This is a genomic window from Luteibacter jiangsuensis (assembly GCF_011742555.1).
GTDB classification, from domain to species: domain Bacteria; phylum Pseudomonadota; class Gammaproteobacteria; order Xanthomonadales; family Rhodanobacteraceae; genus Luteibacter; species Luteibacter jiangsuensis.
Genome location: NZ_JAAQQR010000008.1, coordinates 81,982 through 98,164, shown reverse-complemented (window position 1 = coordinate 98,164; position 16,183 = coordinate 81,982). Strand labels below are relative to the sequence as shown.

The following is a 16,183-nucleotide window of genomic DNA, read 5'->3' as shown; positions in this document are numbered from 1 at the left end:
TCAGGACAACGCACTAGGCTCATCGAACGGCAAAGGCACAGCGCCCACGTCCGCAATGGCTGCCCCGGCACGATCCGCATCGTCATCTTCCACGTCCACCACCACCAGGATCCGGCCGGCCTCGATCTCACCTTCGAATTTGCGCCGCACCGGGTCGGGCACGGCAGCGCCCATGAGGGCACTCGACCAGGCACCTACGGCGGCACCGGCGGCCGCGACGCCAAGGGCGCCGGCGATGGTGATGCCAAGTGGCGGAATGGCCATGGCGACGAGGCCCGCCAGCAAGCCAGTGGCGCCGCCCTGGGCCACGCCCCGGACGGCGGCGGGCATGAAATCGCTGTGCTCGTCCTTGCGGTCCTCGGGAATGGCCTCCAGCTCGATGTCGTGCCGGGCGACCAGCGACAGGTCTTCGTCGGGCACGCCCGCCTCGCGGGCAGCGGCAAGGGCGCGGCGGGCCTGGGCCATGTCGGCCGTGCTGTAGACGCGGCGGGTTTTCATCGCGGCTCCTTCGACAGGTTCGAACCCCATGGTTTCCCGCGCGCGGTCGAACCGGAGTGAATGCCTGGTCACAGGCGCGCGTGCGCATGCCGCTTGCGGTAATCCGCGGGTGTGACGCCGAAGCGGCGCAGGAAGGCGCGGCGCAGCCCGTTGGCGTTCGCATAGCCAAGACGGTCGGCTACCCGCTTCGGCGTTTCGTGCTCATCTTCCAACAGCCGGCGGGCGGCCTCTACACGCATGGCCTCGACGAATGCGGCGGGTGTCATGCCCACGTCCTGGCGGAAGATCCGGGCGAAATGACGGGGGCTCAGGCCGACCCGCGCGGCCATCGATGCCACCGAATGGTCTTCCCCCGGATGCGAGGCCACGTAGCGCTGCAGCTCCTGCAGCGCACCGCGTCCCGCGGGCGCGGATTCGCCATGTCGGCTGAACTGCATCTGCCCGCCGGGACGCCGGTAGAACACCACCAGCTCCGCCGCCACCGCTTTCGCGATGTCGCGTCCGAGGTCCTCCTCCACGAGGGCGATGGCCAGGTCCATGCCCGCGGTGACGCCGGCGGCAGTGCAGACGGGGCCATCCCGCATCACGAAGGCATCGGCTTCCACGTGCAGGGACGGATGCCGCTCCGCGAGCAGTTCGGCCACTTTCCAATGCGTGGTGACGCGGCGCCCGTCCAGGAGCCCGGTGCGCGCGAAGAGCAGCGCACCGCTGCATATGGATCCGTAACGACGCGACCGGGCGGCCTGCCGTTGCAGCCAGGCGACGACGCCGAGGTCCACCGCCGCGTCGGCCAGGGCGGGAGAGCCGGCCACCAGCAGGGTATCCAGCCGCTCGAATTCCTGGTGGACCGTGGTGTCGGGAAGGAAGCGCATGCCGGAGGACGCCATGATCGCCAGCGGCGCCGTGCCGACGGTCACGACGCTGTAGACCTCGCGGCCGCTCTGCCGGTTGGCTTCGGCGAAGACGTCCGCAGGGCCGGATACGTCCAGCATCTGGACGCCAGGCGGGGCAAGGATGGCGACGGTGGACGGAGGCGTCCGCATGCTGCGCAAAATGGCAGTAATTGATACGTCACGTCAAATCGTGCCATGAGGCTGGCGGGATTCAATGGCGGCACCCAACGTCACCTGCGCGGTTACCACCATGAACACCATCGAACAAGTCGCCGGCATCGCCATTCCCGACAGCGCCCTTGCCCGAGAAATCACCGAACTCGTCAGGGATACCGAAAGCGACCTCCTGTACCACCACTCCCGGCGCGTCTACTTTTTCGCGGCCTTGACCGGCCAGTCCAGAGGGCTCGGGTACGACCCCGAACTCCTCTATGCGGCGGCCATGTTCCACGACATGGGCCTCACTCCGGCGCATTCGAGCAAGGACAGGCGCTTCGAAGTGGACGGCGCCGACACGGCACGCGAATTCCTGCGCCGCAAGGGGATATCCGAGGCGGAGGTGGACACGGTATGGACGGCCATCGCCCTGCACACTACGCCGAACATTCCCCAGTACATGAAGCCGGAAATCGCGCTACTGACGGCAGGCGTGGAGATGGACGTGCTCGGCCTGGGCTTCGCGAACGTCCGGGACGCCGATCGCGAGGACGTCGTACGGGCGCACCCGCGCGGCCCCTCGTTCAAGCAGGACATCGTCGGAGCCTTCTACGACGGCATTCGCAACAAGCCGGAGACCACCTTCGGCAACGTCAAGGCGGACGTGATGGCGTACAAGGATCCGCAATTCAGGCGCACCGACTTCGTGCAGTGCATCCTGCACAGCCGCTGGCCGACCTGACCTTGGCCTTTCCGTGAAGGCATGATGTATTTGATCTGATAATCATTCGCACTTACGATAGCGGTCTTTGCCCAGGTTCAAGGCCGCTATCCAATGTGTTCCCGTCCCACCGCTCTCGCCCTGGCCATCGCCGGCATCGTTTCCATGGGGCCGGCCTTCGGACAGGACGTACCGCCGCCACCCGCCGCGGAGCTCGAAGGGGTGAAAGTGGTCGGCGACTGGCTCGGCGACGCCGCCAGGAACACGGTGGTGGACCATCCGGGCGCGCGCACGGTGGTGCGCCGCGAGGAATTGCGCGAGGCCGGCGCCATCAATCTCCGCGATGCCCTGCGCCGCATTCCAGGCGTGCAGGTGCAGGAGAGCAACGGTACGGGCGGCAGCGACGTCTCCCTGAACGTCGGCGTGCGTGGGCTCACGTCGCGCCTCTCGCCGCGCTCCACCATCCTGCTCGACGGCGTGCCCATCGCCGTGGCGCCGTACGGGCAGCCGCAGGTTTCCATGGCGCCGGTGGGCCTCGGCAACATCGAGGCCGTGGACGTGGTGCGCGGCGGCGGCTCGGTGCGCTACGGGCCGCAGAACGTGGGCGGCATCATCAACTTCGTGACGCGCGAGATTCCGGAAACCTTTGGCGGCAGCGCCGGCGTGCAGTTCCAGGGGGCCGAGCATGGCGGCATTCGCACGAACACGAACGCGTTCCTCGGGGGCACCGCGAGCAATGGCCTCGGCGTGGCGCTGCTCTACAACGGCCTGCACGGCCCGGGCTTCCGCGAGCACGAAGACAACGAGAGCATCGACGACGTGATGCTCAAGGCGAAGTACGCCATCACCGCCGAAGACACGCTCACCGGCAGCATTCATCACTACGATGGGCAAGCCGGCATGCCCGGCGGCCTGACCCAGGCCGACTACGACGCCGACCCGTTCCAGTCGCGGCGCCCGTTCGACGACTTCCACGGCCGTCGCACCGACTACGTGCTGAAGTACAGCCATGTGGACGATCGCCGCAGCTTCGAGGTGCAGTCGTACTACTCGGACAGCTTCCGCGGCAGCCACATCGAAACGATCACGCAAGGCGCGAACGGCAGCTACACGCACCAGTTGAATGCCTATCCGCGCAACTACCACGTCTTCGCCATCGAACCGCGCTATTCGCAGCTGTTCGACTGGGGGCAGGTGACCCACGAGATCGGCGTGGGCTATCGCTATACCCGCGAGGCGATGCACGAGCGCACGCTGCGCAACAACAAGTTCGTGTCCAACCTGCCCTACACGCCTTACGACAGCTTTCCGTACGACGGGCCGTATGTCCTTTCGGGCAACAATACCGGAAGCAACGAGGCGCATGCGGTCTACGTGGACGACACCATCAATGCGGGCAACTGGACCATCACGCCCGGCATCCGTTACGAGCGCATCGACAGCGAATGGCAGGCGCATCCCGGCAAGACGGTGGTGGTGAAGGGGCCGACGGAACGGCAGAAGTCGTATTCGAAACCGCTACCGGCGCTCAATGTGATCTACCACGTCACGGATGCGCTGAGGCTCTATGCGAACGCGGAAACCTCGTTCGGGTCGCTGCAATATTTTCAGATCGGGCAGAAGGACTCGACCAACCAGTTTGCGGCCGGGCTGAAGCCGGAGACGGCGCGCACCTATGAGATCGGCACGCGCTACGAAACGAAAGCCTGGGGCGGCGAAGTCACGCTGTTCCGCATCAACTTCGACCACGAATTGCAGCTGGTGGGCAAATTGCCGGGCGTGCCCGACTCGTACGACGGCTGGACCACGCTCGGGGCCACGACGCACAAGGGCGTGGAATCGGCGGCGCATGTGGACCTCGGTGCGTTCAGCGACGCGCTGCAGGGTTTCACGCTGTGGGGAACGGCTACCTACACCCACGCGTTCTACCGCCACGGGTCGTTCGAAGGCCGCGACCTGCCGTTCTATTCCCGGCGCACGGCCAATCTCGGCCTGCGTTACGGCGTGGCGGCATGGACCTTCAACCTCGATGCGTTCTCCCAGTCGCGCCAGCATTCGCCGGGCTCGCCCAGTTTCGATCCCGCGCGCCCCACGGAATACGTGACCGAGCCATCGCCCGAAGGCGATCTCGGCGACATTCCGGGGTGGACCACATGGAATGCCCGTGCCGAATACGCCTTCGGCCCCTCCCTGTCGAACCTGCGTCTTGGCGCGGGCGTGAAGAACCTGGCCGACAAGCGGTATTTCACCCGTTCGACCGACAACAACGACGGCATCTACGTCGGCATGCCGCGCACATGGTTTGTCCAGGCCTCGGTGGACTTCTGACATGAGTCCACGGCCGCGCCGCGTACGCACCGCGCTCAAGACGCTGCATCTCTGGCTCGGCCTCAGCCTCGGGATCCTGCTGGCGCTGGTGGCGCTCACCGGCAGCGTGCTGCTCTGGGAGGCGCCGCTGTTTCGCGCGGCGCACCCTGAATTGGCAGATCGCCCGCTACCCGATCTGGCCACGCAGGGCCGTGCCTTGCACGAGATTCTTGCCTCGGCCGAAGGTGGGAAGGCGCGCGGCTTCTCGTTCCCCGACGCCGACCTGCCGGTCTGGGAAGCCCTGGAACGCGGCGGCGATCGCAGCTACTTCGATGCGCAGACCGGTCGCCTGCTCGCGCATAGGAGCAAGTCCGGCGACGTCCTCCTTACCCTGCTCGACTGGCATACGCACCTCCTCTCGGGCGCCGTGGGCGAAACCGTGCTCGGCGTGGTGGCATGCGCAGGACTCTTCATGCTGCTTTCCGGCGTGTGGTTGTACTGGCCGGGACGCCAGCGCGCCTTGAAGCACTTGAGGCCGCACACGAATCCGCCCGTACTGCGCTGGGCAAGCCTGCACCGTTTCATCGGTGTCGTCGCCCTGCCCCTCCTCGTCGTGATGATCGGCACCGGCACCACCATGGCGTATCGCGGCGCGGTACGCAGCGGCCTCGCCGCCGCGTTCGGCGAAGCGCCGCCGGCTCGCCCGCCCAAGACCCCGGCGACGCAAGCGGCGATCGACTGGCCCGCGGTGCTCCTCGCCGCCCATGCCGCCGTACCCGACGCCGAACTGACACGCCTGACCTTGCCTGCGAAGGGCAGCGGCACGCTCGTGCTGCGCATCCGCCGCCCCGGCGAATGGAACCTCGCCGGCCGCAGCTCGTTGTGGATCGATTCCGCGACGGCCACCGTCATCGGCGGCGACGACGCGACGAAGCTCGGCCCGGGCGGCCGCCTCGCCAACGCGCTCTTTCCCATCCATTCCGCGGCGGTGGGTGGCCTGGCATGGCGCATCGCGGCCTGCCTCACCGGTGTGCTGCCCGCCTTCCTGTTGGTCACCGGCTTTCTGTTCTGGCGAGCGCGTACACGTCGGCGGTCGTCGACTGCCATGCAATAGCCACAAATGCGTCCTTTGACAGGCTCGGCGTGACGGTTACCCTCGACCGCCCTCTCAAGGAGAAACCGTATGCGTCGGACCCTGCTCGCTCTCGCCGCTTGCTTCGCACTGCCCGCCTTCGCTGTCGACACGGCAAGCTGGACGCAACCGACCGAACCACACGTCATCTACGGCAACACGTATTACGTGGGCATGAAAGGTGTTTCGTCGGTTCTCGTGACCTCGCCGCAAGGCCATGTGCTGATCGACGCACCGCTAGAAGAGAACGTGCCCCAGATCGAAGCCAATATCCGAAAGCTCGGCTTCCGCGTCGAAGACATTAAGGTCATTCTCAATTCGCATGCCCATTTCGATCACGCCGGTGGCATCGCGGGGCTCGCGAAAGACAGCGGCGCCACAGTGCGCGCCACGGCTGCCGGTGCCAGGGAACTCCGCCTGGGTGGCGACGATCCGAGCGATCCGCAGCACGGTGGCGTGCACCTGTTTCCCAAGGTGGACGCCGTAGGCGACATCGCCGACGGCACCGTTGTGAAGGTTGGGCCGCTTCGGCTGACGGCCCACATCACGCCCGGACATACCGCGGGCGGCACCGCATGGACGTGGGAATCGTGCGTGGACAATAGCTGCAAGTCGATCGCCTACGTGGACAGCCTCACCGCGTATTCCGCCGGCACCTATCGCTACAGCGACCACCCCGAGTTCGTGGCGGCCTTCCGCAAGACCTTCGATCGCGTGGCGGCCCTACCCTGCGACATCCTCGTCGCCCCCCATCCCGAGCAGGCCGAAGGGAAGACTTGCAAAACGTATGCGGAAGCGGGGCGCAAGCGCCTCGACGAGAAGCTTGCGGAAGAAAAGCGGTAGGAACGCGCCCTGCGCGTGATGCCAGGTAGGAGCGCGCCTCGCGCGCGACAGTTTGTCGCGAAGAGCAACAGGTTCTGTTGCTCTCGGCCTCAAAACATGTCGCGCGCAAGGCGCGCTCCTACCGGCTAGCGGTGTCAGTCCACGCGGATTTCCACCCGGCGGTTGGGGGCCAGACAGGTCACCAGCTCCTTGCGAGGGCCGTCGGGGCAGTCTTTTATCGGGTCCTTCTCGCCTAGGCCTTCCGCGACGATCTTCGTGCGGGGGACGCCATCGCTTACCAGCGCTTCCATGACCGCGCGGGCGCGGCGTTCGGAAAGCTGCTGGTTGTACGCGTCGCTACCGAGGCGATCGGTGTAGCCGGTGACACGAATGCTTTGGGTCTGGGCGATATGCTCGCGCAACTTCGCTCCCAGATTCGTCACCGCTTCCTTGCCACCGTCGGTCAGCCCGGCGCTGTCGAAGGCGAACAAGGCATCCGCCGACAGGGTGATGTTTTGCGGCGATGGGGCTGGCGCAGCCGCAATGGGTGCCGGTTCCGGTCTCGGTTCTTCCGCGAGGGCCGAACACGCTTCCGGCATCCAGTAGAAGCTGCGCGCCAGCTTGTCCTTGTCGAAGAGGATCTTGTACTGGCACACCGTGACCTCATCGTTGCCCGGCTTGCGGAAGTTGAACACGTAGTTCCACTCGCGCACGCCCCACACGCCTTCCTCGAAGTGCGGGTAACCGATCAGTTCGGCGATCTGGTGCTTGTCGAGGCCGGAGCGCACCTGGCGCAGATTGTCCAGGTTCGGGAAGGTGCCGCCCTTGTGCATCGACGGCATGTTCGTCGGCGAAGGCCACGCGAGCTGCCCCGCGGAGCGGCCGTCCTTCGCCACCTCGTGGCTGTAGTTGCCGCAGCCCGCCAAAGCCAGCGCAAGCGACAGCGCGGCGACTCCCTTGAACGTTGCACGCATGTTCCTGACTCCTAGAATGTTGTTCATCGTCGCGCCCCTCACCACACCACCGCCGCGCCAACGCCCGCGCCGGCATCGCCGCGCGAATTCGTGGTGGCGTTGAGCTTGAACACGTAGTGTCCGCTCTCGGTGACGGTGGACATGCCCACCGCAATGCCGGTTTCGCCGTGGAAGCTTCCGACCGCCACGGCCGCCGCGTTCTGGTTCGGCTGGTAGGCCTGCGGCAGAGTGGCCATCGCCATGGCCGAGGCGACGCCCGCGTTGGCACGGTTACCAATGCGGTTGAGATCGCGGTCCACGGACTGGAAGCGCTGGTCTACGTAGCTCTTCGACCAGTTCTTGGCGCTCTCGATGGCCTGGTCGAGCTGGCCCACGTTCACTGCGTCGGTGGCGTTCACACCGGCTGCCACGTTGGTGACCGTACGCTCATGGCCCGACGAACCCACGGATACCGTGTTGTTTCCCGCGGCGACCGACCCCGCGCCGATCGCCACGCTGTTATCGCCCGTGGCGGACGAGCCCGCGCCGATCGCAGTACTGTTGCCGCCCGTGGCGGTCGAGGCCGTGTTGTTGTCGCCGCTGTTCTGGTACGTGTTGTTGACGGTGGTGCCGCCATTACCCGCCGGCATGTTGTTCACTGTGTTGCTGAGGTTGGTATACGCGGTGTACAGCGCGTCTATCGCGGTGTTCGTGGCATACAACTGCGACCCGTTGATGGCATCGGTGCTGGTCTGGCTGATGCGTCCAGCCGCCACATTGGTGATGGTGCGTTCCGCGCCCAGGGCGCCCACGCTCACGGTGGAACCCGGCGCTGCGCCGGCGAAGGTGTAGGTCACACCGGCCAGCATGGCGCTGGCGGTGCCGATGGCCGCATCCGTGCTCGAACCCGAACCCAGCGCCACGCTGCCCGCGAACGCCGCTTCCGCGCCGGTACCCAGCGCGATGGCCTGGATGCCATTGGAGGTGGCGTTAGTGCCGAGGGCGATGCCGTCGGCCAGATTCACCGTGGCGTTCTGGCCGATGGCCGTGCCGCCCGGCGCGGTCTGTTGCACGATGGCACCGTTGCCCATGCCGATGCCGTTGTCGCCGTTCACGGTGGTCTGCGGGCCGATCGCCACCGATTCCGCACCGATGGCCGCCGAGTCGGTGGCGGTGGAATTGGCATGGAAGTACTGGATCGGCGTGACCGAGAACGAGCTCATCGCACCCTTCAGCTGGCGCAAGGTCACCGCATCCTGGTCCTCCGTGCCGTCCGCGACGTTGGTGATCTGACGGAAGTCTGTTGTGTTGCCCACGGATACCGAGCCGAGCAGGTTACGGTCGGTCGTGTTGTACGGGATGACGTTGGTGCCTACCAGGATGGAGCCGGAGGCGGGAGCGATCGCGCGATCCGACACCGCACCGGAGCCCAGCGCCACCCCACCCAGCACGGACACGCCGGTTCCCTGACCCAACGCTGTGCCATTGTCGGCGGACGCCGTGGCGCCGATTCCCGCCGCCAGGGCGTTGAGGCCGGTCGCACCATCGTTGGCGTAGTTGGCCCCCGGTGTGCCGTTGTCGTTGACGCTGTAGTAATGCACGGCGCTCGCTGCCACGTCGCCGCCGATCTGGTTGAAGATCTGCTGCAGTGAACTGTAGGTGTTACCGCCATAGGTGACGCTGGCGGTGATGTTGCCGGTGCCCGGATCGTAGGTCGTGCCGCCACCGATTGTCGTGGCGATGGTGTTTCCGAGGTTCGTCACCGTATCGCCCAGGTTGGTCACACCCGTGCTCAACGTCCCCAGTGCCTGGTTGGTCGCGAACAGCTGCGATCCATTGATGGCATCCGTGCTGCCGCCGTCGATGCGGCCTGCGGCGAGGTGGGTGATGGTGCGCTCCGCACCGCTGGTACCGACGCTTACCGTGCTTCCCGGTGCCGTTCCCGCGAATGTGTAGGCGGTGCCGTTGATGGTGACGCCCGTGGTGCCTACCGCCGCTTCGGTGGTCGAGCCGGAGCCCAATGCCACGTCGCTCGCATTGTTTGCCGTGGCGCCATCGCCAAAAGCCAGCGAGCCCGCAGCCAGCGCCCTGCTGGCATTGCCCAGTGCCACCGAACCCTGGCCGATCGCCCGGTTGGTGTTGCCGATGGCGACCGCGCCGTTCGCTGCGGTCGTTCCCGCGGCGTCGCCGGCCGCGACGTTGTTGGAACCCATCGCCACGGCGCCGTCGCCGTTGGCGGTGTTCGGATCGCCGATCGCCACCGCGCCGTTGCCGCTGGCGGTCTGCTGCTCGCCCAGGGCGACTGCGCCGAGGCCGCCGAGTACTCGCGAATTGTGACCCCCGGCCATCGAGCCGGCACCTGCCGCGGCTGCGACGGTATTGGTGTCGCCGATCGCCACCGTCGAGGCCGCCAGTGCCTGCGAGGCGGAACCGAGCGCCGTGCCGTTGGTGGATGTCGCCTGCGCATTCATGCCGAGTGCGGTTGCGCCGCTGGCACCGCTGGCGGCGGCGCCATAACCCACGGCCGTGTTGCGTCCGCCGGTCGAGCTGGCGCTCGTGCCGATGGCAATGCCGTTACCGGCCGTCGATGTGGCGGTATTACCGATGGCGATATCGTTGTTGATCGTGCCGTCGGTACTGGAACCGGCGACAGCTTGTGTACCTTGCGCCAGCGAATTGTTTCCGTAGGCGGCCGAGTCGCGGCCGATCGACACCGTGTTGGGGCCTCTCGCGAATGCTCGCAATCCCATGCCGATCGAGTAGAGGCCCGATGCGGTCACGTCCGTGCCGACAGCGACGGCCGATTCCGACGTGGCGCCGCCTGTCGTGCGTGCGCCGAGGTAAAGCGCGTTGAGGCCGGTCGCGTAGGCCTGCCAGCCCACGGCAGTGGCGTGCGTGCCGATGCTTTGGGTGCCCAGGCCGATGCCGGTCGCACCCTGGCCGGACCCGATAGCGCTAGCGCCGATGGCGATCGCGGTACCCGTGTCGGCTCGCGATTGGACGCCCATGGCTATCGAACCTTGGGTGCTCGCCGTCACGTCCGTTCCAATGGCGATGGCGCTGTCGGCCAGCGCGCCGGTGGTGCTCCCGGTGGTCGCACCGATGTTGATGGCGTTGACCCCGGTGGCGCGGGAGTTGAAACCGGTGGCAATGGCATTGACGTTGCTGGCTTTCGCGAAGTAGCCGACGGCGACGGTTCCGCCGGCGCTGGCGGTCGACGACGCGCCGAGCGCCATGGCGCCGTTGCCGCCGGAAGCTTGCGCGTTGTAGCCCACGCACGACACCGTGCCGCTGTAAGCGTTGTAAGGCGGCGGAAGGCAATCGGCAGATTGCGCATGCGCTGCGATTGTCCACGAGAAGCCGCCCATGGCAGCCAGCGCTCCCAACACGAACGTGCGCTGGCGATGACGGCGTCCCGTCTGACTGGTGGCGCCACCGCGTGGGCGGCCGGCGAGTTCCGAGGCCACCACAAGCTGGTTCAGTGCGCGGCTCCAGATCTTGCTGTAGATCTTGTTCATACCTTCTTCCTGTTGCTGAGAGGGAGATGCACGGGGATGGTTCAACCGAAGCGGCAGACGGGCGCGCCACCGCACGCGCGCGGCGAAGCCACGCGGCGGATGAAGGCCGTGGAATGTCGTTACGGGATGGCGCTTACGCGATCGTCAAGCGCAGCGAGGCATCAGCCGCGTGAGCTGGATGAGGCGTGGGAGGTTGCGATCAGGGGCTGGCGCCGATGCAGGGCGGTGGATCGAGGAACGATATGCGGTGCATTGGCAGAGCACATGGTGGTGTCACCGCGAATGTGCCCGATTGTCCGGGTGGGTCCGATGGAGACGTGTCCATGCGTACGGCTTCCCCTGTCAAAGCATGTCGGTGAGTGCGTTCGTTGACGTGCCCGCGCCGCGATGGCGCTCATGGGTTATAGCAAGGGAAGAATCGCAACGTGAATGTGCATATGCACAAAATGTGATTGTCTTCACGAATGTCACTGCAATGTGACAACGACACTCGGTCTAGATTCGCGTTTCCGACGCGAGCATGCCGCGATGCGCGCGTCCTTCTCGGCCCAGAGCTCGTTCACCCAGGTCTGGAACCGTTCGCGGAACACCGGATCGTTCTCGTAGTCGCCGCGCAGCGACGGCGTAATGGGAAGCCGGCGCGCATGGATGCGCACCTCGCGGATCCGGCCGGCAAGCATGTCCATCGTGGTGCCCGGGCCGTCGGGGTACACGATGGTCACGTCGAGGATGTCGCGGATCGCGTCGCCCATGGCATCGATCACGAACGCCACGCCGCCGGCCTTCGGCCGCAGCAGGTGCGTGTAAGGCGACTTCTGCGCGTCGTGCTTCGCCTGGGTGAAGCGCGTGCCCTCGGTGAAATTCATGATCGACACCGGGAGGTGCCGGAACTTCTCGCAGGCGCGGCGCGTGGCCTCGCGGTCCTTGCCGCGCAATTCCGGCCGCGCTTCCAGTTCCTGGCGCGAGTGCCGTTTCATGAAGGGGAAGTCCAGCGCCCACCAGGCCGGTCCCAGCAAGGGTACCCAGATCAGTTCGCTCTTCAGGAAGAAGCGCATGAATGGAATGCGCCGGTTGAACACCTTCTGCAGGGCGGGGATGTCGACCCAGCTCTGGTGGTTGCAGACGACGAGGAAGTTCTCGCGCAGCCCCAGACCTTCGACGCCCTCGACCACCCAGCGCGTGCGGGTGAAGAGGTCGAACATCCGGCCGTTGACGCCGAGCCAGCTTTCCGCGATCCGCACCAGCATTGCCCCGATCGCTCGCTGCACCGGGGCGATCGGGAGGATCAGCCGCAGCAGGGTCAACGCGAACAGCGGCAGCACGTGCAGCAAGGTGCTGACGAGGAGCAGGACGCAGACGAGGGGAACGCGCAGGAAGGTGGGCAGGGAAGCGAGCATGAGTTCAGGCCGGTCGGCGAAGCGCCCAGTGTACAGGCGATGGCGGAGTGGCTTCGCCAGGCGGTCGCGTTTCAGAGTTTTCCTAGTTTCGCGTTCACCGATGCAAGGCTCTGTTTCACCTTGTCGATACCCTCCCACGGGTCCTTCTTCAAACGGGCGAGACGTTTCGGCACGCTGTGCAGGTCGAAGGCGTTCCCCGACTTCACCTTGCCCAGCTCTTCCCACCGCAGCGGGACGGCCACCGGCGCGCCGGGGCGTGAGCGTAGCGAATAGGACGCCACGGCCGTGGCTCCGCGCCCGTTGCGCAGGTAATCCACGTAGATCTTGCCGCGGCGGAAGCGCTTCGTGGCGGTGGCGACGAATTCCAGCGGATGCAGCGCGGCCATCGCCTCGGCGAAGCCGCGGGCGAACGTCTTCACGGTGTCCCAGTCGGCGCCGGGGTTCAACGGCACGACCACGTGCAGTCCCTTGCCGCCCGTCGTGCGCACGAAGCACACGAGGCCCAACTGGTCGAGGAAGCCACGGACCATGCGCGCGGCAGCCACCACGCGCGGCCATGCCACGTCGTCGCCCGGATCGAGGTCGAACACCACGCGATCCGCGATATCCGGTGCCTCCACGTGTGAGCCCCAGGGATGGAATTCCACGGCGCCGAACTGCACGAGCTCGATCAGGCCCGCCTCGTCGCGCGGGTAAAGGTAAACGGCCTGGGCGCCGGTTTCTTCCTTCAGTTTCGCGGTGCCCACGTGTTCGAGGCCGGCCATGACGTGCTTCTGGAAGAAGCACTGCGCGCCGATGCCTCCGGGACAGCGGATGGTCGAGGTGGGCCGGTCGGCGATGGCCGGAAGCATCCACGGCATCACGGCCCGGTAGTAATCCACGATCTGCTGCTTGGTAATGCCGTCTTCCGGAAAGACCACGCGGTCGGGATGCGTGATGACGATCGCATCGGACGTGGCCGCCTTGGCGCTGGCTTTCGGCGAGGCTTTTCGCGTACCCCGCGGTTTCTTCGCGGCGGGCGCGGCGGGTGCGCGGTCGGAATCGCGCAGGTCGTCGGGCGACTTGTCCATGCGCAGCGTCTTCAGGCTGGGCTGTCGCAGCAGATCCTTGTTCCCGATGCCCCGGTAATACACCTCGGCCACGACGGTCGGAGGCACCCACAGCGCGCCGCGCAGCATCGGGTCCACCGCATCGATATGCACCGGGGGCTTCTTTGTGCCGCCCTTGGCCAGCGTCTTCGCCAGCTCGCGCAGCATCTCGTCGGTGAAGCCGGTACCGACGCGGCCCACATACGTCCAGCTGCCGCCCTTGCCGGGTTTGGCCAGCAAGAGAGAGCCGAAGGAGAGGCGCGAGCCCTTCGCCGGCGTGTAGCCGACCACCGCGAACTCGTCGCTCTCGAGCCGCTTGATCTTCTGCCAGTCGTCGCCCCGGCCGCTGTGGTAAGCGCCTTCTGCACGCTTGGAGATGATGCCTTCGAGTTTCTGTTCCATCGCCATGGCGAATACCTCGTCTCCATGGCCTACCTGGTGCGAGCTGTAGGAGAGGTGCGGCGGCGCATGCGCCAGCAGGCGTTCGAGCAGCGCCTTTCGCTCCACCAGCGAGGTGCGGGAGAGGTCGTACCCTTGCAGATAGGGAATGTCGAACAGCATGTACACCAGGGGCGCCTGCGCCTCGCCGGAGAGCGTGCGTTGCAGGGCATTGAAGTCGCTTCGACCCTCCGCATCGAGGGCGATCAGTTCGCCGTCGAGGCGCGCGCTATCAAGGCCCAGCGCCTCCACCGCCTGCGCGATCTCCGGAGCACGCTCGTTCCATGGCAGGGCATTGCGCGACCACAGCAGCACCTCGCCGCCGGCGATGCCGGTAAGGATGCGATAGCCGTCCCATTTCACCTCGTGCACCCAGCCGTCGCCTTGCGGCGGCGTGTCGCGCAGGCGTGCCAACTGGGGCGGAAAGAACCCGTTGTCCGGCTTCGCCTTGCGCGCGCCTTTCAATGCGGCGGCGGCCTTGGTCAACGTGGCCAGAGGCACCCGCCGCGTTTTCGGGGGCGCCTTCTTGCGCGAGGTCGACTTCTTTGCGGCCGCCCGGAGGTTCGGCGTGGTCGCGGCGCGGCGCGTGCTCTCGCGCATCTTCGCGTCGAGCAGATCGTCGGCTTCCACGTCACCGGCATACGCGTCCTCGGCCTTGATCAGGAACCACGTGGGCTGGCGTTCCTTGCGTCCACCCCTGACGAGGTGCCAGCGCCCTTTCAGGCGCTTTCCAAACAGTTCGAATTCCAGGTGGCCCTTGCGGATCTGCGCCTCGGGGTCGCCACGCGTGGCCCACACGCCGCGGTCGAACAGATCCACGTGGCCCTTTCCATAGCCTTCTTCGATATCGCCTTCGAAATCGGCGTAGGACACGGGATGGTCCTCGACCTCCACCGCCAGCCGCTTCACCTTCGGATCGTAGCTGGGACCCTTCGGAACCGCCCAACTGCGCAGCACGTCGCCGACCTGCAGGCGGAAATCGAAATGGCGCCGCGACGCGTGGTGCAACTGCACGACGAAGATGGCGCGGCCACCTTCGCGCACGGAGTCGTCGGGCGCCGGTTCCCGCGTCCTGGCGAAATTCCGCTTGCGACGATAGTCCTGAAGGCTCATGCGGGGATGGTTGGCGACGCGGAGTGAACGCGCCGTGGACTGCTGGCGTCGGCTGTCATCGCACTTTAAGACGGATCGTATGGGGTGCCGCCAGCCCGTCGGGCAAACTGGAATCCCGCGCGCAGGAAGCGCCCCCATGCTCCCATACCCTCGTCCACTGGCCCTGGCCCTCGTTCTTCTCGCGGCGTTCGCGCCCTCTTCCGCCCTCGCGCTCTGCAAGCTGCCGGCCGCGCAGGGCGCACCACAGCGCATCGCGTTCGGCATCGTCCAGGCGCCCACCGATGCGCCGGTGGGCCAGGTATTGGCCACGCGGCACAGCGCACCCTGGTCGTCTTCGCAGTACCAGTTCTGCGAGAAATACACGCGCACGTTCACCCTGGGCACCTTCGCCGGACCGGCCCTGGGCAACGGCGTGTATGCCACCAACATTCCCGGCGTGGGCGTGCGCATTCGCTTCCGCTATCACCTGGGCGAATACCTGCTCCCGTTCACCGACAGCTATCAGGCCCCGCCGCTGGGGCCGAAGCCCGACCTTGCCATGCTCAACGCCTCGTTCTCGGTGGAACTGGTCAAGACGGGGCCCATCAAGGCCGGAGGGACCGTCACCCCCGGCAGGATCGCCGGCGCGGGCTACGACAACCGTCCCCTGGTCACGTTGGACCTGGGCGATACCCACATCGAACCCCAACGCCCCACCTGCACATTCCTTGCCCGTAGACTGGTGTTCGACCTTGGCCAGGTCGACGGCGGCGCGCTGGCCAAAGAGGGGCACAGCCGATGGGCCACGCAGGAACTCGTCGTCACCGGATGCACCGGCGCCACGCACCTCCTCATGACATTCGCCGGCACCCCGGACGACGTGGACCCGGGCCTCTTCAAACTCGACGGTGCCGGTACGGGCGCCGCGCACGGGGTGGCCGTCGAACTTCGCGCGGCCCATCTCGACACCCACCTCGTTCCCAACGATCCGCGCCCGTTGGAACTACGCGTGTGGCCTCACTGCGACGTGTGCGGGTTTCGTGCGCGCTACCGCGCCACGGGCCGCTCGCTGACGCCAGGCTCCGCCAATGCGCACATCACGGTGAATGTTGCCTACCGCTGAGGGCGCGTTGCGCCGACGGTTCGGGTCATCGGGTGTCGAAGGGCC

Annotated in this window: 11 protein-coding genes; 5 read left to right on the top strand and 6 right to left on the bottom strand. The window is 66.6% G+C overall.

Annotated elements, in window-relative coordinates; all coding sequences use genetic code 11:
* Together HBF26_RS15940 and HBF26_RS15935 are read right to left on the bottom strand one after the other, a co-directional pair.
* Entirely contained in the window at positions 1-498 is a 498-nt protein-coding gene (locus tag HBF26_RS15940) for a DUF1269 domain-containing protein (RefSeq protein WP_167128682.1), read from the bottom strand.
* Positions 499-566: 68 nt separating this feature from the next.
* The gene (locus HBF26_RS15935; RefSeq protein WP_167128679.1) at positions 567-1,541 is read right to left on the bottom strand and encodes a GlxA family transcriptional regulator; all 975 of its coding nucleotides are present in this window, start codon (positions 1,539-1,541) and stop codon (positions 567-569) included.
* Between the two features lie 100 nt (positions 1,542-1,641).
* Between HBF26_RS15935 and HBF26_RS15930 the strand changes: the two genes are divergently transcribed.
* From HBF26_RS15930 to bla, 4 genes are all read left to right on the top strand, one after another.
* Positions 1,642-2,289 carry an HD domain-containing protein gene (locus tag HBF26_RS15930; RefSeq protein ID WP_167128677.1) on the top strand — a complete coding sequence of 216 codons (648 nt, stop codon included), beginning with the start codon at positions 1,642-1,644 and terminating at the stop codon, positions 2,287-2,289.
* Between the two features lie 93 nt (positions 2,290-2,382).
* The gene (locus HBF26_RS15925) at positions 2,383-4,596 is read left to right on the top strand and encodes a TonB-dependent receptor family protein (protein WP_167128675.1); all 2,214 of its coding nucleotides are present in this window, start codon (positions 2,383-2,385) and stop codon (positions 4,594-4,596) included.
* Between the two features lies 1 nt (position 4,597).
* The gene (locus HBF26_RS15920; protein WP_167128672.1) at positions 4,598-5,689 is read left to right on the top strand and encodes a PepSY-associated TM helix domain-containing protein; all 1,092 of its coding nucleotides are present in this window, start codon (positions 4,598-4,600) and stop codon (positions 5,687-5,689) included.
* Positions 5,690-5,758: 69 nt separating this feature from the next.
* Positions 5,759-6,550 carry a subclass B3 metallo-beta-lactamase gene (gene bla / locus HBF26_RS15915; protein WP_167128669.1) on the top strand — a complete coding sequence of 264 codons (792 nt, stop codon included), beginning with the start codon at positions 5,759-5,761 and terminating at the stop codon, positions 6,548-6,550.
* A 134-nt stretch (positions 6,551-6,684) separates the two neighbouring features.
* On the opposite strand, the gene HBF26_RS15910 is transcribed toward bla, so the two are convergent.
* From HBF26_RS15910 to ligD, 4 genes are all read right to left on the bottom strand, one after another.
* Positions 6,685-7,503, bottom strand: a complete 819-nt coding sequence (locus HBF26_RS15910) for an OmpA family protein (protein WP_167128666.1) — start codon at positions 7,501-7,503, stop codon at positions 6,685-6,687.
* Between the two features lie 38 nt (positions 7,504-7,541).
* Positions 7,542-11,000: an ESPR-type extended signal peptide-containing protein gene (locus HBF26_RS15905; protein ID WP_167128663.1), complete on the bottom strand. Its 3,459-nt coding sequence runs from the start codon at positions 10,998-11,000 to the stop codon at positions 7,542-7,544.
* 467 nt (positions 11,001-11,467) lie between these two features.
* A complete protein-coding gene (gene yihG, locus HBF26_RS15900) occupies positions 11,468-12,397 on the bottom strand; it encodes a 1-acylglycerol-3-phosphate O-acyltransferase, YihG family (RefSeq protein WP_167128660.1) in 930 nt (309 codons plus the stop codon).
* Between the two features lie 71 nt (positions 12,398-12,468).
* Positions 12,469-15,036 (bottom strand): DNA ligase D, encoded by a 2,568-nt coding sequence (gene ligD, locus HBF26_RS15895; protein WP_167128657.1) that lies wholly within the window; start codon positions 15,034-15,036, stop codon positions 12,469-12,471.
* 136 nt (positions 15,037-15,172) lie between these two features.
* Between ligD and HBF26_RS15890 the strand changes: the two genes are divergently transcribed.
* Positions 15,173-16,138 (top strand): fimbrial protein, encoded by a 966-nt coding sequence (locus HBF26_RS15890; RefSeq protein ID WP_167128654.1) that lies wholly within the window; start codon positions 15,173-15,175, stop codon positions 16,136-16,138.
* Positions 16,139-16,183 lie beyond the last annotated feature (45 nt).

Coding starts and splice junctions, on each gene's coding strand:
- HBF26_RS15930 (WP_167128677.1), top strand. CDS start 1,642: ATGAACACCATCGAACAAGTCGCCGGCATCGCCATTCCCGACAGCGCC.
- ligD (WP_167128657.1), bottom strand. CDS start 15,036: ATGAGCCTTCAGGACTATCGTCGCAAGCGGAATTTCGCCAGGACGCGG.
- HBF26_RS15925 (WP_167128675.1), top strand. CDS start 2,383: ATGTGTTCCCGTCCCACCGCTCTCGCCCTGGCCATCGCCGGCATCGTT.
- HBF26_RS15935 (WP_167128679.1), bottom strand. CDS start 1,541: ATGCGGACGCCTCCGTCCACCGTCGCCATCCTTGCCCCGCCTGGCGTC.
- HBF26_RS15920 (WP_167128672.1), top strand. CDS start 4,598: ATGAGTCCACGGCCGCGCCGCGTACGCACCGCGCTCAAGACGCTGCAT.
- yihG (WP_167128660.1), bottom strand. CDS start 12,397: ATGCTCGCTTCCCTGCCCACCTTCCTGCGCGTTCCCCTCGTCTGCGTC.
- bla (WP_167128669.1), top strand. CDS start 5,759: ATGCGTCGGACCCTGCTCGCTCTCGCCGCTTGCTTCGCACTGCCCGCC.
- HBF26_RS15905 (WP_167128663.1), bottom strand. CDS start 11,000: ATGAACAAGATCTACAGCAAGATCTGGAGCCGCGCACTGAACCAGCTT.
- HBF26_RS15940 (WP_167128682.1), bottom strand. CDS start 498: ATGAAAACCCGCCGCGTCTACAGCACGGCCGACATGGCCCAGGCCCGC.
- HBF26_RS15910 (WP_167128666.1), bottom strand. CDS start 7,503: ATGCGTGCAACGTTCAAGGGAGTCGCCGCGCTGTCGCTTGCGCTGGCT.
- HBF26_RS15890 (WP_167128654.1), top strand. CDS start 15,173: ATGCTCCCATACCCTCGTCCACTGGCCCTGGCCCTCGTTCTTCTCGCG.